The sequence below is a fragment of the Microcoleus sp. N3A4 genome (assembly GCF_036701805.1).
In the GTDB taxonomy this organism is placed as follows: domain Bacteria; phylum Cyanobacteriota; class Cyanobacteriia; order Cyanobacteriales; family Microcoleaceae; genus Microcoleus.
Genome location: NZ_JAUBRJ010000033.1, coordinates 1 through 21,733, shown reverse-complemented (window position 1 = coordinate 21,733; position 21,733 = coordinate 1). Strand labels below are relative to the sequence as shown.

General features: G+C 44.4%; 23 protein-coding genes and 2 pseudogenes. 11 read left to right on the top strand and 14 right to left on the bottom strand.

Annotated features, from left to right (window positions below):
* Positions 1–384: 384 nt before the first annotated feature.
* The 4 genes from topA to QUA56_RS19445 all read left to right on the top strand — a co-directional run bounded on the left by topA (position 385) and on the right by QUA56_RS19445 (position 5,648).
* On the top strand, positions 385–3,111 hold the full coding sequence (topA, locus tag QUA56_RS19460) for a type I DNA topoisomerase (RefSeq protein ID WP_333360536.1): 2,727 nt from the start codon (positions 385–387) through the stop codon (positions 3,109–3,111).
* A 467-nt stretch (positions 3,112–3,578) separates the two neighbouring features.
* On the top strand, positions 3,579–4,649 hold the full coding sequence (locus QUA56_RS19455; protein WP_333360534.1) for an AAA family ATPase: 1,071 nt from the start codon (positions 3,579–3,581) through the stop codon (positions 4,647–4,649).
* Positions 4,633–5,382, top strand: a complete 750-nt coding sequence (locus tag QUA56_RS19450; protein ID WP_333360532.1) for a HEPN domain-containing protein — start codon at positions 4,633–4,635, stop codon at positions 5,380–5,382. The genes QUA56_RS19455 and QUA56_RS19450 overlap by 17 nt, the downstream gene beginning before the upstream one ends.
* Before the next feature lie 17 nt (positions 5,383–5,399).
* A complete protein-coding gene (locus tag QUA56_RS19445) occupies positions 5,400–5,648 on the top strand; it encodes a DUF4926 domain-containing protein (protein WP_333360530.1) in 249 nt (82 codons plus the stop codon).
* Between the two features lie 442 nt (positions 5,649–6,090).
* Here QUA56_RS19445 and QUA56_RS19440 read toward each other — a convergent pair whose 3' ends face one another.
* From QUA56_RS19440 to QUA56_RS19425, 4 genes are all read right to left on the bottom strand, one after another.
* Positions 6,091–6,639 carry a hypothetical protein gene (locus QUA56_RS19440; RefSeq protein ID WP_333360528.1) on the bottom strand — a complete coding sequence of 183 codons (549 nt, stop codon included), beginning with the start codon at positions 6,637–6,639 and terminating at the stop codon, positions 6,091–6,093.
* A 137-nt stretch (positions 6,640–6,776) separates the two neighbouring features.
* Positions 6,777–7,166, bottom strand: coding sequence for a hypothetical protein (locus tag QUA56_RS19435; protein WP_333360526.1), 390 nt, complete (start codon positions 7,164–7,166; stop codon positions 6,777–6,779).
* A gap of 142 nt (positions 7,167–7,308) precedes the next feature.
* Positions 7,309–7,899: an FKBP-type peptidyl-prolyl cis-trans isomerase gene (locus tag QUA56_RS19430; protein ID WP_333360524.1), complete on the bottom strand. Its 591-nt coding sequence runs from the start codon at positions 7,897–7,899 to the stop codon at positions 7,309–7,311.
* Positions 7,900–8,142: 243 nt separating this feature from the next.
* The gene (locus tag QUA56_RS19425) at positions 8,143–8,469 is read right to left on the bottom strand and encodes a phasin family protein (RefSeq protein WP_006634797.1); all 327 of its coding nucleotides are present in this window, start codon (positions 8,467–8,469) and stop codon (positions 8,143–8,145) included.
* Positions 8,470–8,684: 215 nt separating this feature from the next.
* Here QUA56_RS19425 and QUA56_RS19420 point away from each other — a divergent pair, with 215 nt between their 5' ends.
* The 6 genes and pseudogenes from QUA56_RS19420 to QUA56_RS19395 form a co-directional block, all read left to right on the top strand.
* Positions 8,685–9,041, top strand: coding sequence for a zinc ribbon domain-containing protein (locus QUA56_RS19420; protein ID WP_333360522.1), 357 nt, complete (start codon positions 8,685–8,687; stop codon positions 9,039–9,041).
* A gap of 76 nt (positions 9,042–9,117) precedes the next feature.
* On the top strand, positions 9,118–10,083 hold the full coding sequence (locus QUA56_RS19415; protein WP_333360520.1) for a BadF/BadG/BcrA/BcrD ATPase family protein: 966 nt from the start codon (positions 9,118–9,120) through the stop codon (positions 10,081–10,083).
* Between the two features lie 279 nt (positions 10,084–10,362).
* Positions 10,363–11,019 carry a hypothetical protein gene (locus tag QUA56_RS19410; RefSeq protein ID WP_333360518.1) on the top strand — a complete coding sequence of 219 codons (657 nt, stop codon included), beginning with the start codon at positions 10,363–10,365 and terminating at the stop codon, positions 11,017–11,019.
* Between the two features lie 103 nt (positions 11,020–11,122).
* Positions 11,123–11,521, top strand: coding sequence for an MgtC/SapB family protein (locus QUA56_RS19405; RefSeq protein WP_333360516.1), 399 nt, complete (start codon positions 11,123–11,125; stop codon positions 11,519–11,521).
* Between the two features lie 348 nt (positions 11,522–11,869).
* Positions 11,870–12,190 (top strand): annotated as a pseudogene (locus tag QUA56_RS19400) (ferredoxin:protochlorophyllide reductase (ATP-dependent) subunit B); the annotation flags it as partial.
* A gap of 111 nt (positions 12,191–12,301) precedes the next feature.
* Positions 12,302–12,487 (top strand): annotated as a pseudogene (locus QUA56_RS19395) (DUF2283 domain-containing protein); the annotation flags it as partial.
* 59 nt (positions 12,488–12,546) lie between these two features.
* Here QUA56_RS19395 and QUA56_RS19390 read toward each other — a convergent pair.
* The 4 genes from QUA56_RS19390 to QUA56_RS19375 form a co-directional block, all read right to left on the bottom strand.
* A complete protein-coding gene (locus QUA56_RS19390) occupies positions 12,547–14,235 on the bottom strand; it encodes an adenylate/guanylate cyclase domain-containing protein (RefSeq protein ID WP_333360514.1) in 1,689 nt (562 codons plus the stop codon).
* 280 nt (positions 14,236–14,515) lie between these two features.
* Positions 14,516–14,674 (bottom strand): hypothetical protein, encoded by a 159-nt coding sequence (locus QUA56_RS19385; RefSeq protein ID WP_333360512.1) that lies wholly within the window; start codon positions 14,672–14,674, stop codon positions 14,516–14,518.
* A 234-nt stretch (positions 14,675–14,908) separates the two neighbouring features.
* Positions 14,909–15,121 carry a hypothetical protein gene (locus QUA56_RS19380; protein ID WP_340094408.1) on the bottom strand — a complete coding sequence of 71 codons (213 nt, stop codon included), beginning with the start codon at positions 15,119–15,121 and terminating at the stop codon, positions 14,909–14,911.
* Between the two features lie 50 nt (positions 15,122–15,171).
* Positions 15,172–15,402, bottom strand: coding sequence for a hypothetical protein (locus QUA56_RS19375; RefSeq protein ID WP_333360510.1), 231 nt, complete (start codon positions 15,400–15,402; stop codon positions 15,172–15,174).
* Positions 15,403–15,943: 541 nt separating this feature from the next.
* On the opposite strand from QUA56_RS19375, the gene QUA56_RS19370 reads away from it, so the two are divergent.
* Complete coding sequence (locus tag QUA56_RS19370) at positions 15,944–17,314, top strand: tyrosine-type recombinase/integrase (protein WP_333360508.1); 1,371 nt, start codon at positions 15,944–15,946, stop codon at positions 17,312–17,314.
* 269 nt (positions 17,315–17,583) lie between these two features.
* Here the strand turns inward: QUA56_RS19370 and QUA56_RS19365 are convergent, their stop codons facing one another.
* The 6 genes from QUA56_RS19365 to QUA56_RS19340 all read right to left on the bottom strand — a co-directional run bounded on the left by QUA56_RS19365 (position 17,584) and on the right by QUA56_RS19340 (position 21,651).
* Complete coding sequence (locus tag QUA56_RS19365) at positions 17,584–17,772, bottom strand: hypothetical protein (protein ID WP_333360506.1); 189 nt, start codon at positions 17,770–17,772, stop codon at positions 17,584–17,586.
* Between the two features lie 208 nt (positions 17,773–17,980).
* Positions 17,981–18,262, bottom strand: coding sequence for a hypothetical protein (locus tag QUA56_RS19360; protein ID WP_333360504.1), 282 nt, complete (start codon positions 18,260–18,262; stop codon positions 17,981–17,983).
* Complete coding sequence (locus QUA56_RS19355) at positions 18,255–18,677, bottom strand: hypothetical protein (protein ID WP_333360502.1); 423 nt, start codon at positions 18,675–18,677, stop codon at positions 18,255–18,257. The genes QUA56_RS19360 and QUA56_RS19355 overlap by 8 nt, the downstream gene beginning before the upstream one ends.
* Positions 18,678–18,700: 23 nt before the next feature.
* Positions 18,701–19,897, bottom strand: coding sequence for a hypothetical protein (locus QUA56_RS19350; RefSeq protein WP_333360500.1), 1,197 nt, complete (start codon positions 19,895–19,897; stop codon positions 18,701–18,703).
* 18 nt (positions 19,898–19,915) lie between these two features.
* Positions 19,916–21,004 (bottom strand): hypothetical protein, encoded by a 1,089-nt coding sequence (locus tag QUA56_RS19345; protein ID WP_333360499.1) that lies wholly within the window; start codon positions 21,002–21,004, stop codon positions 19,916–19,918.
* 74 nt (positions 21,005–21,078) lie between these two features.
* On the bottom strand, positions 21,079–21,651 hold the full coding sequence (locus QUA56_RS19340) for a hypothetical protein (protein WP_333360497.1): 573 nt from the start codon (positions 21,649–21,651) through the stop codon (positions 21,079–21,081).
* Positions 21,652–21,733 lie beyond the last annotated feature (82 nt).

Below are 21,733 nucleotides of genomic sequence, written 5' to 3'. Positions count from 1 at the left end.
CTCTACTGAGTAAATCTTTCCCAATCTAAAATCTAAAATCTAAAATCTAAAATCTAAAATCTAAAATCGATCGCCCCAAGCTTCAAGTTACAACCAGATTGAGGAACCATCCGCCCGCATCCAGCAGTCTCAGCATCCAGTTACCGACAATTCTGCTAAAGTCAGGTCATCATCCGGTGCATCTTGTAGAGACGCGATTCGCAGCCTCTGCCCCGAAAGCAGTAAAATCCCATCAGTTTGTCACCTGCAACCCGATCGGCAGTAACTTAAAAATTAAGGTAGTTTGAAAATAATCGCCCAAAGTTGAAAGAAGCCTTGACATCTGACCTACACTCTCTAACTTAGACCCTCTAGCTGCGCTGCCATCCATATTTAAAAGATGCCATGTCAACCTTAGTCATCGTCGAATCTCCGACCAAAGCCCGCACCATTCGCAACTTCCTGCCCTCCACCTACCGCGTAGAGGCATCGATGGGTCACGTGCGCGACCTCCCATCCTCTGCCGAAGAAATACCAGAAGCCGTTAAAGGAGAAAAATGGGCGCAACTCGGCGTAAACGTGGAGGCAGACTTTGAACCCCTCTACGTCATCCCGAAAGATAAAAAGAAAATTGTTAAAGAACTCAAAGACGCCCTCAAAGACGCCACAGAACTGATTCTAGCCACGGACGAAGACCGGGAAGGCGAAAGCATTTCCTGGCATTTGCTGCAAATCCTCAAACCCAAAGTTCCCATCAAGCGGATGGTGTTCCACGAAATCACCCGCGAAGCCATCCGCGATGCTTTGACTCACTGTCGCGATATCGACAATCGAGTCGTACAAGCCCAAGAAACTCGCCGGATTCTCGACAGACTCGTCGGTTACACCCTCTCTCCGCTACTGTGGAAAAAAATCGCTTGGGGTTTGTCCGCAGGCCGAGTCCAGTCAGTCGCAGTCAGGCTTTTGGTACGCCGGGAACGGGAACGCCGCGCCTTCCGCCAAGGTAGCTACTGGGATTTGAAAGCCCTTTTGGAAAAGGGCAAGATTTCCTTTGACGCCAAACTCGTGACAGTCGGCAATGTGAAAGTTGCAAACGGCAGCGATTTTGATGAAAATACCGGGCAAATTATCTCCGGCCGCCGCGTACTTTTGCTGAACGAAGAACAGGCGCGGGCTTTACTCTCGCGCATTCAAAACAAACCCTGGACTGTCGGCAATATTGAAGAACGGCCAGTCACCCGCAAACCGTCGCCGCCGTTTACGACCTCGACTTTGCAGCAGGAAGCTAACCGCAAGCTCAGGCTGGGTGCGCGGGAAACTATGCGAATTGCCCAAAGTCTCTACGAACGCGGTTTTATCACCTATATGCGGACGGATTCGGTGCATTTGTCCGAACAGGCGATCGCCGCCGCCCGGAGTTGCGTGCAAGAACTTTACGGCAGCGAATACCTCAGCCCCCAACCGCGCAAATACACGACGAAAAGCAAAGGCGCGCAGGAAGCCCACGAAGCTATCCGTCCCGCCGGCAGCACTTTTCGGACTCCGCAGCAAACCGGATTGGATGGGATTGATTTCCGCCTCTACGATTTGATTTGGAAGCGGACTGTGGCTTCTCAAATGGCCGATTCCCGCCAAACTCACGTCACGGTATTAACTCAGGTAGAAGATGCCGGTTTCCGTTCCAGCGGCAAACGCATTGATTTTCCCGGCTTTTTGCGCGCCTACGTGGAAGGTTCCGACGATCCGAATGCGGCGTTGGAAGACCAAGAGGTGATTTTGCCGGCGCTGAAGGTGGGCGATAAACCTAATTGTAAGGATTTAGAGGCGATCGGGCACGAAACTCAACCTCCCGCCCGCTACACGGAAGCTTCTCTGGTCAAAATGCTCGAAAGCGAAGGTGTGGGGCGTCCGAGTACCTATGCGAGTATTATCGGTACAATTGTCGATCGGGGATACGCGAAATTAATAGCTAACGCGCTAATTCCGACATTCACCGCTTTCGCCGTCACGACTTTATTGGAAACACATTTTCCCGATTTAGTAGACACGGGTTTTACTTCCCGAATGGAACAAACCCTCGATGAAATTGCCACCGGCGAGGCGAAATGGCTGCCGTATTTGCAAAAGTTTTATACAGGGGAAACCGGACTCGCAACCCAAGTCAAAGAACAGGAAAGTCAGATTGACGCGAAAGTTGCCCGAACTGTGGTTTTGGAGAATATTTCTGCTAAAGTCTGCATCGGCAAATTTGGCGCATACCTGGAATCTGAAAGCGAAGAAGGCCTGGTAAAAGCATCGATTCCCCAAGATTTGACGCCGGCAGATTTAGACCCGGAACAAGTGGAGTTTCTGTTAAAGCAAAAAACGGAAGGCCCCGAAAAATTGGGTCTTCACCCGGAAACCGGGGAACCGATTTTTGTGCTGATTGGCAGTTATGGGCCATACGTTCAGTTAGGCGAAGTTTCGGAAACGAACAAGAAACCGAAGCGGGCTTCTTTACCGAAGGGAACGGATAAGGATAGCGTGACGCTGGATATGGCGGTGAGTTTGTTGACTTTACCTCGCTTGTTGGGCACTCACCCGGAGACGGGGGCGAAGGTGCAAGCTAATTTGGGGATGTACGGGCCTTATGTGGTGCACGACCAGGGTAAGGTGGGGAAAGATTATCGATCGATCAAACCGCCGGATGATGTTTTGACGATCGAGCTCGATCGGGCTTTAGAGTTATTATCGCAGCCGAAAGCCGCCCGCGGCCGCAGCAAAGCCACCACACCTTTGAAGGAATTGGGCGCGCATCCAGAGTCGGGAGAACCCATCAATGTTTACGATGGCCGCTACGGCCCCTATGTGAAACACGGCGATATCAATGCTTCTTTGTCCAAGGATGAATCTGTGGAGAATTTCACCTTACAAAGAGCACTGGAATTGTTAGCAACCAAGGAAGCAGCGGGAGGCGGTAAATCTAGCAGCAAGTCGAAGAAGTCTACTAAGACTGCGGCGGCGAAGTCGGAAACTGCAACTGAGAAGACTGCGGCGAAGAAAACCACTGCTAAAAAGACGACGACTGGGGCGAAGAAAACCACTGCTAAAAAGACGGCGACTGCGACGGCGACTAAGAAGAAGACAACTTGAATTTAGTTTAGTTTTCACTCATCGAAAAACCCGGACGGTGTAGGGGCGGTGCCCCCGTGCTCGCCCGGTTTTTTTGTTGGTAAAATACTGCACAAATTTAGGTTTGTAGTAAGGACTTCAGTCCTTAAAATTGGGTTAGAGTGTCCTAGGGCATTACGACCCACCGAGCTGGAAATTTTGGATAATTTTCTTAAGTAGAACTTGACAGTATACAAAATATGCGATACTTTCGGATGATCTGAGGTGTTGAGTCCGCATTTGCGGGTTAACGCTTAATTAGCTTGCTCTGCTTAAGTGTATGGAAGCCACTTTGAAATTGTTGGGTGGAAACTTAGTTTTTTTGGGTACAAGACTCCAGCCAGAAGGCTCCAAGTTATACTTATGGTTAGAGGCGAAATAATTCTTCGCTTTCAGGGTTCTGTTTGGGATGACCAGCGATCGCGACATTTACAAAAAGGCTTGATGCAATGGTTCAGAAAATTGCCCTATTCAACCACAAGGGCGGGGTTAGTAAGACCACAACTACGTTTAATCTAGGCTGGATGCTTGCTGAGAAAGGAAAAAGAGTGATTCTTGTGGATACCGATCCACAATGTAACCTCACTGGCATCGCTCTGGGAGAAGCAACTGAGGATGATGAGGCAAGAATTCAAGAAATCTACAATACCACCTCAAACATAAAGACAGGACTCGCTCCCGCTTTTGAGTCACAACCAAAAGCAATTGAAGCTGTGGATTGTATCCCAATACAACGTCGGGATGATTTATTCCTTCTACCTGGTAATGTTGGTTTGGCTGAGTATGAAGTGACACTAGGTATTGCTCAAGAATTAAGTGGCTCAATTCAAACTCTGAAGAATTTACCAGGTTCTATCAATGATTTGCTTGAAAAGACAGCGACTAAGTTTAATGCAGATTATATGCTGATTGATATGAGTCCAAGCTTAGGTTCAATTAATCAGAATCTGCTGATGATCAGTGACTTTTTCTTAGTGCCTACTACTGCTGACTTTTTCTCCGTGATGGCAATCGACTCTTTGGCTAAGGTCTTGCCAAGATGGTATGCCTGGGCAAAGTCGGCAAGCTCACTCCAAATCCTGAAAGAAGCAAATTATCCGTTTCCTGACATTACTCTACGTTTTTTAGGGACAATTGTTCAGAACTATCGAATCATTCGAGGCAAAGAAACTGCTGCTTTCCAAACCTGGATTGAGAAGATTGAGAAAACTGTTTCTGACAAATTGATTCCCACCCTACGCCAAAGCAATATGATGCTGCCAGACCAGGCTTACCGGGAGCAGGGACTTAAAGACAGCCTCTCCCTTGCGAAGATTTCAAACTTTAACAGTCTGATTGCTCTGTCTCAAGAACATCGAACACCAGTTTATGCCTTAACGCCTCAGCAATTGGGACAAACAGGGATTGTCTTGGAGCAAAACAAGAAGAAGCAGGAAGAGTTTAGACAAACTTTTTCAGACTTAGCAGATAAAATCATTGCATTAAGTTCAGAAAGCTCCGTATATGCAGTCAGCGCTTGACCAATTTCGTATTAGCATTGGTCGCGTCCGAGACCTAATTGACCTTCATAATTCCGTTAAAGCTCAAGCTACTGGTGCGCTAGATGTGTCCGATATGCTACGAGCCGCGCTAGTTCTTGCAGTGAGCGCGTTGGATTATTACGTGCATGAGGTTGTGACATTAGGAATGTTAGAAATTCATCGAGGACAACGTTCTGAACCAACGCCTTCAGCAAATACTACTCAGTCAGCATTCTCACGTTTTAATGTGTCGTTGGGTGGCGCTCGTCAGGAGCGATTAGCGGCGATTGATATTGCCTCATGGCTGGAAACTGAAATTGAACAAACTCACGGTTATGCTTTTCTCCAACAATCTTATACGGTTGCAGCCTTAATCCCTGCAATATCAAGTAGCGTTGTGAACAGGCTGAATAATGCCTCTTGGTTGGAGGATGAGATTAGAGAACGTCTGGGATATCAGAGCTTCCAGCAACCCAAAAAAATTGCTGAGGCAATTAGATATATTTCAGACAAAAACTTGTGGGATGAGGTGGCTAATAAGATAAGCAGACCAGCACAAGATATTAAGCAACAACTCAATTCCATAGTTGATCGGAGAAATAAGATTGCTCATGAAGCTGATATAGATCCAACTTTTAACATCGGAAATAGATGGAATATTGACGAGGTGCTTGTTGGAGATGCAGTAGACTTTATTGAGCAGATTGTTGAGAGCATTCATCAAGTTCTGTGAATGCAAGGAGAATTGACATGACCCTAGAGCTATATCAGGAAGCTGCTTTAACCCGTGACTTACCAGAATATCAACTCAAAGCAGGAGATATTGCAACACTGGTTAATTTTGTTTCTCATCCTAGTGGTGGTGAAGAGGGCTGTCTGTTGGAAATATTTAATGCTGTTGGTGAGTCTATGACAGTCATAGCCGTCCCAATCTCTACTGTAGAAGTTCTCCGCCCTGATGAAATCTTAACAGTTCGTTCTTTGGCACAAGCAGGTTAATATTCATTCAAATGTGGGGTTTAAGCGTCTTCACTCGCAGCAAAATATTGTGATCATTGTTGAGTGCGCGGATTAAACAACTTAACGCGCGTTTGCGTGACGGATCGCACAAACCCCCTATCCCTGACCTCGCGCTGGTCTAAAATCTCCTGGGCCGCAACAAAGGCGATATGTGCGATCGACTTTCACGACAAAACTGCGACAATCCAGAACTAGAAAGCGTACTATACCGCAAATCGCCCACACTGGAAAATTTTAATACTTTGCTTGAGTAAAACTTGACACAGATCCAAACCATGAATTATATTAGACCTATGGATGCAGCAGACATGATCTAATCATGACATCCCGTTACCCACGAGGGTCGAGGAATTCCGGTAAAGACGTTCTGAATACCAAAATTTATATTTTGGCGAAGGCTCCTTAAGGAGCCTTTGTTATTTTAGGGCTTCGGTAATTCCTTATTCTGCAATAAATTTTTGGCTATGACGAAAAAGCCCACTTTCTTTACTTTACCTATGCCTTCGTATATAGGATAAGCACTGTGTATGTGTAATCTCAGCCTTTTACTTTCTCTAAATGCGGCAAAAGCAACGAAATACTCAACCTCTATACCGTTTGAATCCAAAACTTTAACGATGGCAAATTTTCCATACCCAGCGTGACAAACTAACGTTTCCTTCTCTCCCAATGACTTGACAATACTCGGTAATTGCTTTGAGAGTTGGTATCTCTCAAAATTAAATGTTCTGGACTCTCTCGGCCCATTGTACATTAATAACTGTGATTCTTCGCTAGAAATATCATCAGAATCTTTAGTAAAACAATGTAAACCATAAGTTACTATAAAGTTGTACGTAATTATATTTTTTTCATCTCTTTTGTCGAGATATTCAACCCAGTCAGCATTAAGATGTGATAAATCATATATTTCACCATCTAGTATAAAGTTTTTCCAGGATATAACTTCTTTTACGGTCTTGAACTTCATACTTACAAAAACAAGGTTATCCGCGAGCGATCGAGGTTAGTAGCCGCTGCTTATTTTAGGCGCTAGGTCGATCGCATCTTCTGTCGAACACCTTACCATTTCACGCAGTTCAACCACATTTTTACCCGATCGCCGCCTCAAAAATCGGGCGACTTCCCAAAACAAGCGCGGTGAATTGGACGCAACCGTAACCGCGAAACCAGATCCTTCTGTTCGATCGCCCAAACCCCATATCCCTCACCTCGCGCTGGTCTAAAATCTCCTGGACTGCCAGAAAGGCGATATGTGCGATCGACAAACTCCCCGTATAACCCAGCCAGCAGCAGGGGAAAAACTAGCAGCAAGTCGAAGAAGTCAACCAAGACTGCGGCGGCAAAGTCGGAAACTGCAACTGAGAAGACTGCGGCGAAGAAAACCACTGCTAAAAAGACAGAGACTGCGGCGAAGAAAACCAGTGCTAAAAAGACGGCGACTGCGACTGCGACGAAGAAGAAAACCAAGTAATAATTAGTTGATTTTTCTGTCATCCCAGAAACCCGGTTTATTTGAGAAACCGGGTTTCTTTATTTGTACAGTCCTGGACGCACGCTAACCCAAAAAACCCGGTTTATTTGAAAAACCGGGTTTCTAAACACCGTCAAAGTTTTACGTTTAATTAGGTTGAGCTACCTAGCCAGCAATTTTCAACAATTCCACATCAAAAATCAGCGTAGCATTAGGAGGAATTACCCCGCCCGCACCGCGAGCGCCGTAACCTAGTTCAGGGGGAATAATTAACTTGCGGCGCTCTCCAACTTTCATCGTACCGACACCTTCATCCCAACCCTTAATTACTTGACCTACGCCAATTTTGAACTGAAAAGGAGAATTGCGATCGCGCGAACTGTCAAACTTCGTGCCATCTTCCAAAGTGCCCGTGTAGTGCACCACAACCGTCTGGCCTTTTTTTGGAGTCGCCCCATTACCTTCTTTCAATTCAACATATTTCAGACCTGAATCTGTGGTGACAATTTTCTCAGTATTATCAGTCATGTTATTGCCAGCGATAGTAGCTGGTACATCCGGTAAAGTAGCATCAGCTACTAGCAAGCTATCTTCTTCATTCAAAGACTGCGCTGACAACTTCTCAATAGCAGTCTCGGGTGAAGGATTATTTAATTCGGCGGCAACTGCTTGGGGCCCAGAACCGCTCATTTGAGCGACGATCAAAAACACAAAGCAAACCAGCATTACCCCCAAGCTGACTAGAACTCCTCGCAAAATTAATCCTCCTGATACTTTATAACCGCGATATCTCAGATATCTAAGACATCTATTACAACAAGAATCACCAAATTTTATCTGAACTTTTCCGCCAAAAGATGGCAGGTGCCAGCTCATTTTAAAGACAAAAGTATGAAGTCAGAATGTTTGTAATTCTACATAAGTGCCTTCTCGAGCCTTCTGCCTTCGGGTGACAATTTTATCACAAGATAACAGCGAACCGCTCCCGGGCGATCGAACTCAGCGCCAGTTACGGTTTTCTAAATCCCGCATCTGACGTTCCAAACGATCGAGCCTGCCCCGCAACTCATCCATTTCGGACTGTCGGGGGACTCCCATATCTTGGAGAATATTCCGCAATTGCCGCTGCAACTGCGTATCCCAATTGCCCTGTTCCGACTTGAGGTGCTCAGTCATATCATCGACAAAGGTTTTGGCTTGCTCGGGATTGATTTTGCCATCTTTGACCCATTGCTCGCTAGCTTCCTGCAATTTCTCGGCTACCAGGGAGGTAGTACCAATGCCCAGCATTACCAGTTGTTTGAGTAAGTTGCTATTGTTATCCATAGATTTTTCCGGTTGTTTGCCCCGTAATACCCGATCGGCTCAGGTCGCCTGCTGTCGCTGCGAAACCACCTGTAAACTTAAAGTTACATCAGCGCACGCCTACCTTTCTATTTTGGAGCATCCAGCCGCCTGATGGCGAGTCGATCGCGCTAATGGGCGTTCGGAAAACCCGCTAATGAGCTACCGACAACATTACCCTATCACCAGCAAAGTCTATGCCTGATTGCCCCCGCTGTCACCAACCTGTAGACGCCCGAGCGATCGCCTGCGCGCACTGCAAAACCCCTCTCAAAGCTTTCGGTCATCCGGGTATCCCCCTTTATCGATCGAAATCGGAAGAATTTTTGTGCACTACCTGTATTTACCACGAAGACGACACTTGCAACTACCCGCAGCGTCCTTTTGCCAAAGAATGCACGCTTTATCACGATCGAGCTGAGCCGCTTGTGCCGCAGACGAGCCGTTACATCAGCGGCGGCTGGCCGCAATCAATCAAAAATTGGTGTCAGCGCCATTTCGTTTGGTTAGCTTTATTAGGTTTAATTCTTATTAGCATTGCTCTGTCGATTTAATCGAATTATAGAAAGCGTAGAATAGAGATATCTGCGTTGAGCGGGGTTCCTGGGCGGTTCATTCTCTAAATTATCCATGAGTTATGTATTGGGCATCGACGGCGGCGGCACAAAAACTATCTGCATCTTAATGGACGAAAACAGCCTTGTTTTGGGACGCGGCGAAGCAGGGCAGTCAAATTATCAAACGCTGGGAATTGAGAGAGCCAAACAATCCATTCAATTGGCGATCGAACGAGCAGTTGTGTCCGCTAAAATCGAGGCGAATAGCAATCTCAACATAGAAGCTATTTGTCTGGGACTAGCAGGCGTCGGGCGCCAAAAAGATATTGAAATAGTGCAATTTCTATTGCAGAACTTGCAGTTGACGAATACTTTACCAGTAACCCGATCGTTCTTGCCTAGGAATATAGTAATTTGCAGCGACTGCGCGATCGCACTTGTTGGCGGCACGGGCTATCCAGTGGGGATCACCGTTATTTCAGGAACCGGTTCAATTGTTTTCGGGCAAAACAGTCAAGGGAAAACGAAACGAGTCGGCGGTTGGGGATATCTTTTAGGCGATGAAGGCAGCGGATATGACATCGCTATTCAGGGTTTGCAAGCGGCTTTGAAGTTTTATGACGGACGCGGAGATTATACAGCACTTGCAGAAAATTTTCAAAACCATTTAGGTCTAAATCACCTGGAAGAATTGGTAGAAGTCGTTTACCGGCGCGGTTGGGGAGTGAAAGAAATTGCAGCTTTAGCGCCGATTGTCGATCGAGTCGCAGCAGAGGGCGATCGCGTCGCTGACGGCATTATTAATAGTGCCGTGGCAGAATTAACCTTTTCAACAAAAATAGCCATTTCAGCCCTATTTAACCCCAGAGAAGAATTTGAAATTGTGCTCGTAGGAGGTGTGTGGGGTGGCGAAGCAAATTGCCGGGGTCGGTTTGAAGCGGCAATAAGTGCGATCGCCCCGACAGCTAAGGTAATTTTGCCCCGATACGAACCAGCTTTCGGTGCCGGATTGTTAGCCTTAAACGCTCTCAACCATTAATTGTTGACTGTTGACTGTTGACTGTTGACTGCTGACTGTTGACTGCTGACTGCTGACTGTTGACTGTTGACTATCTTCCTTATCTTCCCGATCGCCCCTGTCTTGCGGATTTTCTCGATTTTTCCAAATTTTAAAATTCTGGATTATCTACCTTATCTTCCCAACTTGTAGAATTCCAGCCTGCCATAATTAAAACATCAGATGAAGGCGAAACCAGAAACAAATTTAACAGTAGTGCGTTCCTCAGTAAACCAAAACCGAAGCAAGGAGACAATTTATATGATTACTTCTCAAAAATTGCGTTCAGCAACAGCAGCAATCCTCGCACTGGGCATTACAGTTGCAACCAGCGCGCCGCTGGTAGTAGCTACTCCCGCAGAAGCTCAACAACGAATTTCCCAATTTGATAGTATCCGAATTCCCTCGGGCAGTGTAATTCCAGTTAGCTATCAAAAAGACAAAATTGTTGTCACCCCCGATGAAACTTCACCTTTAACATTAACAGTAGCGCGAGACATCCGCACAGCTCAAGGCAGAGTATTAATCCCCGCAGGCAGCAAGATAGTCGGGGCACTGCAACCTGTCAGAAGAGGCAATCAAATCGGTACTCAATTTGTTGCCAGAGAGTTAATTGTCAGCAGCCGCCAACGCTATCGGATTGACGGAAATTCGGGAGTTATTACCAGAACCGAAAGAGTTCAAAAAGGTGCTGGCACAGGTTCGATCGCCCAAGGTGCAGCATTGGGTGCAGCAGCAGCAGCAGCGCTAGCAGGCGTTACCGGCGACAAGGCGATCGCCACTGAAGAAGTATTGGGAGGCGCTGGCGTCGGCGCTTTAGCTGGAGTATTGTTAGGGCGGCGCAGCGTTGACGTGATCGTGATTCGCCCGGAACAAGATTTGGCAGTGAGATTGCGATCGGACATCGTGCTCCGCTAATATTGGAATCTTCCGATTAATTATTTGCAGTAAAACATTGTCGATCGCTAACTTTTGGTCTCCCGATCATGGGCTAGGCATACTATTGAGGTTGTGCCTAGCCATGTTTGTTGGCGGAATTATTGGATGGGAACGCCAACTCAGACACAAGCCAGCGGGATTGAGAACTCATATGCTAGTAAGTATGGGTTCTGCACTGTTTGTTTTAATACCGCTGTCAATGGGTCAACATGGAAACGAACGAGATGCTGTAGAGCGCGTAATTCAAGGCATTGCTGCCGGGATTGGGTTTTTGGGAGGCGGAGAAATCCTGCGGCAAAGTCAACAAGAAATAGGCAAAGTTGAAGTTCACGGGCTCACCTCTGCCGCCGCTATTTGGGTATCAGCAGCTTTAGGAACTGCTGCAGGATGCGGGTTGTGGCAACTTGCATTAATTGGCGCTTTAATGTCGCTGTTTGTTCTGAGAGTAATTAAAGAATTAGAGCGTCGGAGTCGGAAATAGTCTCAGTGCTTCAACTTGATTGATAGGGTGAGCATTTTAAGCCCGCCTCAAGGTGATAATAGCAATTATGAAAAGTCTTAATCTATTGACTTTCTTATTATACAGCAGATTCCACGTTTATAAAGCAATACAGTTCAGTTAGTGCTAAAAAAACCGATCGTGCGTAGGTTGGGTTGAGGAAGGAAACCCAACATTTTCGCTACAATTTTGCTTAACTGAACCGTATTGGTTTATAAAGCAATACGGTTCAGTTAATGTTTTTTTGGTCATTGCGAGCGAATAGTGAAGCAATCGCAGTATCTGTTTTTCAGAGGGTTTGGTCTCCATGAGTGTCTTATCTGAACCGTATTGGGTTATGATAAGCCATTTTTGGGTTATGAGGGAACTAATCAGTGTGTAGATTTGGTGTATAATTCCTTTACTTTGGGGATGGAAGATCGCTTGCTAGAAATTTTAGGTGGTCACGATACTAAGGAAGTAATTACTAAGGGGATTTCGGCTGATTCTGATATGAATTGGACGAAAGATGGACAAGCTGAATTGAATAAAATCCCTGGTTTTGTGCGGGGTAAGGTGAAGCGGAATACTGAGAAGTTTGCTCGCGATCGCGGCATTGCTCTAATTAATGCTGAGGTGTTGTACGCAGCGAAGGAAGCTGTGGGCGCGTAGTTAGTTTTGGTGAGGGCATCTGCTGTGGATGCCCTTGCTTATTTAGAAAATATAAGATAAAATGACAAGGCTAAGCAGTAGAGACTATTAATTAGATAACAGGTTGATGCTCTCTACATTAGACTTGTAGAAGGCAAGCATCAGTGTCGCACTTTACAGTTATCCGAGGAAATAACTTTAAATATTGGTGAAAATGAGTTATTAGTAGGGATAGAAGTTTTAGATGCTACACAGGTTTTAGGTACAGGAAATATTCCGAATGTAGTGCTAAAAAATATATTTTTTACCGTAGCTTAAATAGGGAAAGCGATCGCGGTATTAGTCAGATCGCAGTTAGCGTTATTAACATTCACACTTCATCTTGCTGTCACAGCCAATTGCCTACCTTTGATAAAATAAGTAGTCATTTCTCCTTTGCCTTTTACTTCAATCGTACCGCGATTTTCAAAGATATACTTATCCTGCAATAATTCGTAAGTTGCAGAGGTGACGTGAATGTATCCCGGTAATCCGTGAGATTCCATGCGAGAAGCTGTATTAACTGTATCTCCCCACAAATCGTAGATGAATTTTTTGATGCCGATAACTCCAGCGACAACAGCACCGCTGTTAATGCCGATTCTGAGCTTGATAGATTCGCCGTGATCGCAACTGAATTTTTCAATTGTCTCTTGCATATCCAGCGCCATTTCGACGATCGCCTCGGCATGATCGGGGCGCGGCGTTGGCAATCCTCCCACTACCATATATGCGTCGCCAATTGTTTTAATTTTCTCTAAACCGTGCTTTTCAGCAAGCTGGTCAAATGCCGAAAAAATCTCATTCAATAAGCCTACTAAATCTGAGGGAGAAATGCGAGAACTCAGTTGAGTAAAGCCAACTATATCGGCAAATAAGACAGTCACGTCAGCAAAAGTATCGGCGATGGTATCGGAACTTTGTTTGAGACGATGGGCGATCGCTTCCGGTAAAATATTGAGCAATAAGCGCTCTGATTGTTCCTGTTGATATTGCAAAGCAGCCAGAGTTTTTTGAAGAGCCATAGTCCGTTCTTCCACTCTCATTTCTAACTCTTCATTCAGCTTTTGCAGCGAATTTTCGGCAGTAGCGCGTTCTGCCACTGTAGCTGCTAACAACAGCGAATTAATCGTAATTACCCCCATAAAAGCTTGTAATAATAATATGGCTTCGCTAATGTTTGCCGCCTTAGTCATAAAAGGGCCTACTCCCTGCGATCCGCCCCAGATGGCGATGCTAGATACAATAAAGGAACCCAGTACGGCATAGCGCTGACCGAATTGAATTGTCGCCCAAATTATGAACGGAAATGGCAAGTATTCTAGGGGATAGCGAGAAATCGCGGCATCATTTTTGGCAGCGAAAACGAGCGCACTTATGGCTACCAGTGAAATCAGCCATATAGCAGACCACAAGTAATATTTAATGGTTTGGCGGTGATTTGACGATCGCCGATCGAAAGACTTCTGGTTTTTTTGAGAAAAAATCAAGATTAAAGAAGTGAAAATAATCACTCCCATTGCGTCTCCCAGCCACCATTCCCAGCGCGTCTGCCAATATTGATCCCAGGAAAGTTTGCCCATTAAACACAGACTGAGCGAGCCGATCGTACAATTAATTTGAGTGGCTACAAAAGCTCCGAAAAAAACTAACTTGACGACATCTATCAGGCGAGCGAGATTTGGATGAAATCCAACGCGCTTCAGCATAGTTACGGCAGAAACAGCTTGTAGCGTCGCGCCGCAGGCTACGGCCAAGGCATGGGGAAGTGGATATTGCACTACAATATGTAATAAAAATGCTCCCAAAATTATGGCAGTCCAGATACGCTTGCCAAAAATTAGTAGTGCGGCTTGTGCAATTCCAGCAGGGGGCCAAACAGAGGAAGCTAGATTATTCACGCCGGGAATTGAAATGGCAAGTTTTCCTGCTAAAATGTAGGCGATCGCAACTACTCCGATTTTTCCTAAGTATTGCCAATCTATAGATTCAGCCAATAGAAAAAACCAATTTTTTTTCTGGTTCATATCGAGTTGGAAATTTTCAGTATACCAAAATACATCGGCCGACAGAAAACAGGCGGCAGGTTTTATGGGGAGACGCACTCTCGCCAGCTCGATCGAAAAATCGTGCTGACGAGCTACATTTTTATATCTTAATAGGAATGCTTCAGGACTTAATTTACCAGATCGGCACAAATTTGACAAAGAAGCACCAAGTATCGATGGGTGGTAACTGAGACAAGTGTTAATTCAGTTGAGGACGAGCTATATAAAGTTTTTTAATTTACATACACAGTTCTATATGCTAAATTAGCAGGAAACTCATGTCAAGCGATCGCCCCAGGGCAAACGCATCTAAATTGCCGGGAGAATAGTAGTAGCGTTTTGAGGAATAGCCACCGCTATCGGCAGTCAAATCTCTTTTCAATAAACTACAGCTATCGATAATAGTTGCAACAAGCACGGTAAAATTCCCGCTTGTTGACATGATGCGTTTGCCCTGCAGGGCAGAGGTAGGGACACGGCGAAAGCCTTTGTCCCTACGGGGATATTGAATGTACTTCATGAACCTGGAATATGCTATCAATAATTTTATAATTAATTAGTACATACGATTAGGAAAAATCAAATTATTATCTAAGTTTGTTTTCTGGCATAGAAGTTAATATCTCTCAGCCTGAAAACTGAAGAAAGCTCATTAATTTTGTTCGTAAACTTTTGGCAAATTCATCGATTCAAAAGACTCTTGCCTCACCCGACCCGCCATCGCAGCTAACTGCAAGCTCATAAAAGCATTCAAATCTTCCAAATCACACTTTGCTGAGGAAAAAATCTTCTGCATTTCCTTTTCGGCTTCCAAACTCAGATATCCAGCGACAATAGCTTGTTGTACAACTTCACGAATCAGCATAATCAAAATGTTTCTTACTAAATTTGAATGTATTAAAAGCCAACTAATTATTAACAAGAAGTTTCTGAGATAGTCTCGCAAAAAATTTCCAATTTTTTCAGCTCGCGAGACTCTTGTTTCACCAAACCGGACATAGCTGCTAGTTGCAAAGTCATAAAAGCATTTAAGTCTTCCAAGTCATACTTGGTAGTAGTTAAGATCCGCCGCAGTTGATTTTCGGCTTCAATAGTGAGATAGCCTAGGGTCAGAGCTTGTTGGGCGAGGTCGCGAATCAGTACCATAACACTTCTGGGTTTTATTGGTTGAAGTTTCAGTATCAACCGTTTTAAGCGAATCGGCAGTGACGGCTATTGCTCGATTGGTGTGACATTGTTAAGGGTCGGCCGTGACAGCCGGAGTCGCAGAGTGTGACTAAGTATTTGCACAGGTGTGACGGCGATCACGCGGGGAATGGGAGTGGGGGAGTGGGGAGTGGGGGAGTGGGAGAGTGGGAGAGTGGGAGAGTGGGAGAGTGGGGGAGTGGGGGAGTGGGAGAGTGGGAGAGTGGGGGAGTTGGAAAATCTTCCTTCAACATCTGACTAATGACTAATGACTAATGACTGATGACTAATGACTAATGACTACTGCGTTCTACCTTCAGAAGACGCTCAACGTCTATAATCAGCAAGTTAAATATTTACGGCAAGACCTATGCGTTTTGACTATAACCATGCTATATTGTTTTTACAGCTTCACTCACACTATGCACACAGCTCGATTTACCGAAGTTTGCTAGAAACTTGATAGAAGTTTGAAACCCTTACAGAACCTTGAAAAACCAATATGTACGCTAAATCGCAAGTCACCCCTGAGACTATTAAAGTTCAGTCTGATAACGGTTCACTCCGGTTACAGTTCAGTACCAAGTACAATCCCATTTTTGGGGGTAAGCGGAAGCATCAGGGCTTGGGGATGAAGGATACTCCCGAAAATCAGCAAAAGGCGATCGCTATCGCGTGGCGGATCGAAGGCGACCTACAGCATCCAGACTGGCAACAATTGTTTGACCCCACTTTTGCCAAGTACGGCTTAAAGAGCAAGTACACCGCTGAACTAAAACTGGCAGCACCCATCCCCGAACCTGAACCAGAAATCACTGTAGGTCAAATGTGGGAGGATTACTTGGTTTGGAAGCGTCCGCAGTTACAGCCCACAACGTTTGAAATTCAGTATCACAAGACGTACTCAAATGTTGTCAAAGGACTTGTTTGGGATAGGAAGAATTGTGAGTTTTCAGACACTGGACTTGGTATCTACCATCAACCCTTATCTGAGAATGTAGCTAGTGATATAATTGCGAATCTGGATTTTCCCAAAGTCAAGAATAGGACAATTGCTGCGTTGTCTGAAGCATTTTTACGCTTACAGTCTCAGGGTAAGACAAGACTCACGGTTAACCCATTTGTTTTAGATACAGCCGTCTCTAATAACAAGATTGATAAATACAAATCAACCATGAGTACGGATGGCAAGATATTACGATGGTGGGATACAGAGGATACAGAAACCAATCCGGATGAGTCTGACCGACGTGCTTTTACCAAGGAAGAGCGTGACATTATTATCAAGGCTTTTTATGAGTCTGATAAGCCAAGTTGCAGGCAAGCAGCCCCTTTGATCGAATTTTTGTTCCTAACAGGATGTCGTAGTGGGGAAGCCTTTGCTCTTGAATGGAAGGATGTATTTTTGGGGCGTGACAAAGATTATATTCGATTTAGTAAATCTTACAACGGACGATTAAAAAACACTCAGGTTACAAAGACTGGGGAGATTCGACTGTTTAAGATGTATCCGAAACTCGAAAATCTACTGATAAATATCAAGCCCGCAGCCGCTAAACCTACTGACCTGATATTTACAAATACCCTTGGTCAATCATATCGCACATCGTTGATTGGTAATTTATGGCAAAAATCCAGGGGCGGGACAAAAGACAACATCTATGTCTATCCTGGTATCGTTACGCAGTTAGCCAACGAAGGTAAAATAAGCTGCTACTTAAGTCCTTACCATACCAGGCACACTTTCATTACCCTTATGGCTCACGCTGGTACAGACTTGTTACTTTTGGCTACCGCTTGCGGCAATAGTGTAGAAATAATCCAAAAACATTATCTGGGGGTTAACACTGAAGCAAGTTTCCCTAACCTCTAGTTCACCCACCTACCGACCGCCCCCTAAAAAGGGCGGTTTTTTATTGGCGATCGCACGGCACGGAAGCAGAAACTTTCACTCACGTTGTGTGCATAGTGTGAATCAAAAGTAGAGGAGCTTGTCTTAGTTTGTGCCTGTATTTCTGAGCTTAGCCGGCTAACACGGGCGGCTAAGAGTAAAAAAGGAAGGTAATAGCCAGCAATCAGCAAAAACCCGGTTGTTACACCGGGTAAAACTAGAACCTCGATAATCAAAACCACAGTTAAATTTTAGATAGCAGGTGGGACAGTCTGTTCGGACATCCTCGTCACCAGTTCTTGTAACTGAGTTTGAGTAACGCTTTCGTCGGTCACTTCAAGCCCATTTTCCTCTTCCAGTTTTGCGATACGCTCTGAGAGAATAGCGTCCCGTTCTACCAGCATTTTAAAAACTTCAATCATTAAGCTCCAAACGTTCATTGTGACTGTCCTTACGTATATTGATGACGTATCAAGCGTAACACACTTACTTTGTCTCAACACGGTAAAACTACGTTTATTACGGTGGAACTAAAAATCAACGCATTATTTTATACATTATTGCAAAAAGTAGGATAGCGTGCCTGCTTTGAACTCCTTTTTTACTCTTAGCCGCCCGTGTTAGCCGGCTAAGCCAGGAAATACACTCCTAAACTACCTTTGACTTCTTGACCTTAAGGCGTTTAACTATCTCCTTCAGTTCTGGCTTCATATCGCTTTTTTTAGGGTTTATACCCATTGCGTCTTTTACGAGAAAAATATCCAGAGATTTAAGCTTGATAAGCTCGTCTTTTTTTCTCAAAAATTCCTCACGTATTGCACCTTTACCAGCTACCTCTCTCTGTTGGTCGGTAGTTCCCTTGCTACTACCGCTTGAACTTGAACTTTTGCCACTCGATGATGTGCTTTTACCGCCCGTTGATTTAGCCACGTCCTAATGCCTCGCTTATTGAAATCTGTCCCGGTTTGAACTTCCACTTAGTGATGGGTACGAAACTAGGATGCAGCATTGCGCCTAATTTTTCTTCAACTTCTTTGTCTGTTTTAGCCCCTGATACATTAATCTTTTTAAGTTCCTTCTTCCCAAAACCTTTGTGACTTTCGTGAATGGTGAAACAAACTGGCAGCAGTTCTGATTCTAATGATGGCTCAAGTCCTACGCCGTCTGCTACAAATTCAATTTTCCTGCCATTCTCAGCAACGCAGCTCATTATCTGCACGAGCTGCATCATCGCAGCTATTTCAAAACGTTGAGAACTATTGCCGTCGCTCATGGCCTCAGCCATCATCTCGTACATACTGGATGCCCAAGCGGTGGCATTCGCGTTTTGCCACTCACTGCCCAAAGGTTTACTTTTAGGATTTATTATTAAGCCGTTGGCAAGCATTCTAAATAAGCCTGCAAGATACTGTAATAGTCAAGGCAATTATCGTTCCCGCTACCGCCAGGCACGAGAAAAGCGTTACTTACCGGGAATTTATTTTTTTTAAGCTTTGCAATTCCCAAGTATTGGTAAATTTCTTTAATAAGGTCGCAGCATTCCATAGGTTTATAGTGTTGGGGGTAATTGGGTAATTCTATTTTAATTGCAGGATTAGAGACAGGAGTAGGGGGAGGGGCGTTAGGGTTTGGGAGGCAAATAACTTGATTTTCTTCGCCACCAAAGTATTCATGATAAGAATCTACCACTGTACCGTTGTAAGCAACTCCTGGGAATATCGGCTCTGCAATTTCTTGGGTAAATCGACTGTCATCGGGAAGCGCAGGCCAAAGATTAAGGGTTACTTCTACTTGTGATGTATTTGTAGCACCTGTCGCAAAAATAGTTAAAGTATATGTTCTTAAAAACCTACCATTGGGTAATGGAGTATAAACATATTCGTATTGGTATATTTTTTTTATACTTCCGTCTGGATTCAAACCTTTCCATCCGCCGCTAATAGTTCTTTTTAAAGTCCCATAAAGTAATTTGCCAGAGCGATGGCACTCGGCCGCAATAATTGGCGTAGGTGTTGATGTTGAAATTGGCGTAGGTGCTGGCGCAGGTACGGTGATCCCCGGATCGGGTTCAAACGTTACACAAAATTCCCCCCCAGGTACGCCATAACAAAGTGAAAGTGATTTTTTTCCATCTTTGCTGACTCCTATTTCAACTTTAGCACCGGCAATTGAAATAGCACCTTTTCTGCCACCTTCGTAATCGGCACTACCTTCTATACCAAGACCTGCGATATTAATTGCTGCCGATGCTTCTTTGATATCAATCGAACCATCATCGTTAGTTTTTACTTTACCTCCAATGTTTACCCCTAATTTGCTCCGAGTTGAGCCTATTCCCGCACCAAAACCTACTGTTTTATTTGTAGCGTCAACTTCTATGCTGACGCCTTGCTGACTTATTAAATTGTCAACACCTACCGTTAATTTCCCTTTTGCGTCAATACCTCCAATAGAGCCTATTTCTCTTTCTGTTGCGAAATTTAGTCCGGAACCGCGACTTTCTGACGCACCTTCAGGCTTTCTTGCTAAACTAGGCGACGAGACGCTTTTGCGTAAATTAGGCATATTTATTTCGTTTAATAGCTAAACTGCGACGGTTGTGGTTTCTCGCCAACCGCCCCATACAGTGTTGTTTTCAATTCTTACAAAATATCGGATACCTGAATAGTAATGCTGCACTCGATACTTACCAGCGGCGACCGTACCGAAAAGACTATCAAATTGAAAAATCATTCCCGTATTTGTTGGCACATTTAAATTCGTATATCCGCCGTCAATCCATTTAATACTGGCAAAAGAACTACTATTAACCCAATTGTTCGCATCAAAGGGAGCTGATACTGTGTTGCTCCGGTTCGTTAATTGCAAGCTGCTTGCAAGAGGTGCTTTAGTCGCAATTAAATTGGTAATTGTAGTGGCAAAATTTGGATCGTTACCTAGCGCAGCCGAAATTTCTAGCAAAGTATTTAAATTGGTGGGCGATGTACCCACCCAATCTACAATTGCTTGGTCAATCATTGCTGGAGTGGCAAATTTTGATTGGGGTACTTGTTCTACTGCTCCTATTCCAGTATTTCTTCCCAATAAGGTATTTGAAGGTAAGTTAATTAACCTGCCTTCAAGTGCTAATTCCAATGTCGCTATTCGAGCTTGAAGCGCTTCTATGTTATTTTTTTTTGAGATTGTTATAGTGAAAGCTGCTTCAATCTCTATGAAATCAGTTAATTTGAGCAAGCCGTTTCCGTAGTCAACCAATTGAATTCCTATAGCATCATTTTTTTCAAGTAATCGTACTTGAGCTTTAGCAAGATAGGGTATCAACAAATCAAAGTAATCTTTGCGTCCGCGATTTACTAGGATTATTTCTGCCTTTTCTCTCCAGTCACCCGTATTATTTTTTTTTGTTAATATTCTTAAACCCAGTTTTTGACTCTTATTTTCGCTGGCATTAAACTTGGCCATTTTCTCGGCTTCTGATTCATCACCGTCAAAGTCGGGGTAAACCCCTAAATTGAAGCTTTTTAGGCTCATATTACAGAAAAAAGCTTCCAAATAAATACCTACTCGTTCATCAGCGTCAAAGGCCATGTCCCGAAAATGACATAACTCGATAATTGTAGAGGTAACAGTGGAAGTAAGTCCTAGCGGAAAAGTCCGAGTAATTGTATCCATTGTGTTGAGTATCTGGGTGTATTTTCCAACTTAGCCGGCTAACACGGGCGGCTAAGAGTAAAAAAGGAGTTAATTTATGTCATCACCACAAATTCATTGAACCCGTCAAGCGCCCCTTCTTTAAGCCCTTCGAGAAAGTTACCCAAATCTGCATTGCTTTCGGTAATTTTCTCAATTTTGTCATCAATTTTTTGGTTGATTACAAAGGACTGACCTTCTTGCAATCCCCAGTTAGCAATTTTTTCATCAATCGACTTGATACCCGTCCGAATATTTTCTCGCGCGTATTTTCGCAAGTTCATGTAACCCACCTTGAATGCGAGGTTTCGAGCGTACCGAATAAAAGCGTTAGTAAGATTTGATAATTCATCAATCAACTCTTCAGTTATGTTATTTCCTGTATCTTGTTCAGCTTGAATCGCTACTGCTGCTGCGCCCGTAATATTTATTTTTAATCTGGGGTTACTCTTTCCCCCACCTAAAAACATTCCAACAAGCAATCGTCCGATACTTTCGCCAAAGGTATTCATAAATGAATTGTGGACAGCTTTCAGTTCGGCGAGAATGGCGTTATCGCTCTGCAACCAATCAACATTGATAATTGTGTTTACTCCTCCCACAATTGCCTGTTGTAGGGTAGGCAACATAGTGCCTAGTACAGCGCGGCGGAAATCAACAGACCATATTGGTAGGATTGGTGAGAAAATAATCTAGTCTGGTTAAAAACCG

Bases quoted from the DNA above. Each gene is read 5' to 3' on its own strand.
- topA (WP_333360536.1), top strand. From the start codon at position 385: ATGTCAACCTTAGTCATCGTCGAATCTCCGACCAAAGCCCGCACCATT.
- QUA56_RS19455 (WP_333360534.1), top strand. From the start codon at position 3,579: ATGGTTCAGAAAATTGCCCTATTCAACCACAAGGGCGGGGTTAGTAAG.
- QUA56_RS19450 (WP_333360532.1), top strand. From the start codon at position 4,633: ATGCAGTCAGCGCTTGACCAATTTCGTATTAGCATTGGTCGCGTCCGA.
- QUA56_RS19445 (WP_333360530.1), top strand. From the start codon at position 5,400: ATGACCCTAGAGCTATATCAGGAAGCTGCTTTAACCCGTGACTTACCA.
- QUA56_RS19440 (WP_333360528.1), bottom strand. From the start codon at position 6,639: ATGAAGTTCAAGACCGTAAAAGAAGTTATATCCTGGAAAAACTTTATA.
- QUA56_RS19435 (WP_333360526.1), bottom strand. From the start codon at position 7,166: ATGACAGAAAAATCAACTAATTATTACTTGGTTTTCTTCTTCGTCGCA.
- QUA56_RS19425 (WP_006634797.1), bottom strand. From the start codon at position 8,469: ATGGATAACAATAGCAACTTACTCAAACAACTGGTAATGCTGGGCATT.
- QUA56_RS19420 (WP_333360522.1), top strand. From the start codon at position 8,685: ATGCCTGATTGCCCCCGCTGTCACCAACCTGTAGACGCCCGAGCGATC.
- QUA56_RS19415 (WP_333360520.1), top strand. From the start codon at position 9,118: ATGAGTTATGTATTGGGCATCGACGGCGGCGGCACAAAAACTATCTGC.
- QUA56_RS19410 (WP_333360518.1), top strand. From the start codon at position 10,363: ATGATTACTTCTCAAAAATTGCGTTCAGCAACAGCAGCAATCCTCGCA.
- QUA56_RS19405 (WP_333360516.1), top strand. From the start codon at position 11,123: ATGTTTGTTGGCGGAATTATTGGATGGGAACGCCAACTCAGACACAAG.
- QUA56_RS19390 (WP_333360514.1), bottom strand. From the start codon at position 14,235: ATGAACCAGAAAAAAAATTGGTTTTTTCTATTGGCTGAATCTATAGAT.
- QUA56_RS19380 (WP_340094408.1), bottom strand. From the start codon at position 15,121: ATGCTGATTCGTGAAGTTGTACAACAAGCTATTGTCGCTGGATATCTG.
- QUA56_RS19375 (WP_333360510.1), bottom strand. From the start codon at position 15,402: ATGGTACTGATTCGCGACCTCGCCCAACAAGCTCTGACCCTAGGCTAT.
- QUA56_RS19370 (WP_333360508.1), top strand. From the start codon at position 15,944: ATGTACGCTAAATCGCAAGTCACCCCTGAGACTATTAAAGTTCAGTCT.
- QUA56_RS19365 (WP_333360506.1), bottom strand. From the start codon at position 17,772: ATGAACGTTTGGAGCTTAATGATTGAAGTTTTTAAAATGCTGGTAGAA.
- QUA56_RS19350 (WP_333360500.1), bottom strand. From the start codon at position 19,897: ATGCCTAATTTACGCAAAAGCGTCTCGTCGCCTAGTTTAGCAAGAAAG.
- QUA56_RS19345 (WP_333360499.1), bottom strand. From the start codon at position 21,004: ATGGATACAATTACTCGGACTTTTCCGCTAGGACTTACTTCCACTGTT.
- QUA56_RS19340 (WP_333360497.1), bottom strand. From the start codon at position 21,651: ATGTTGCCTACCCTACAACAGGCAATTGTGGGAGGAGTAAACACAATT.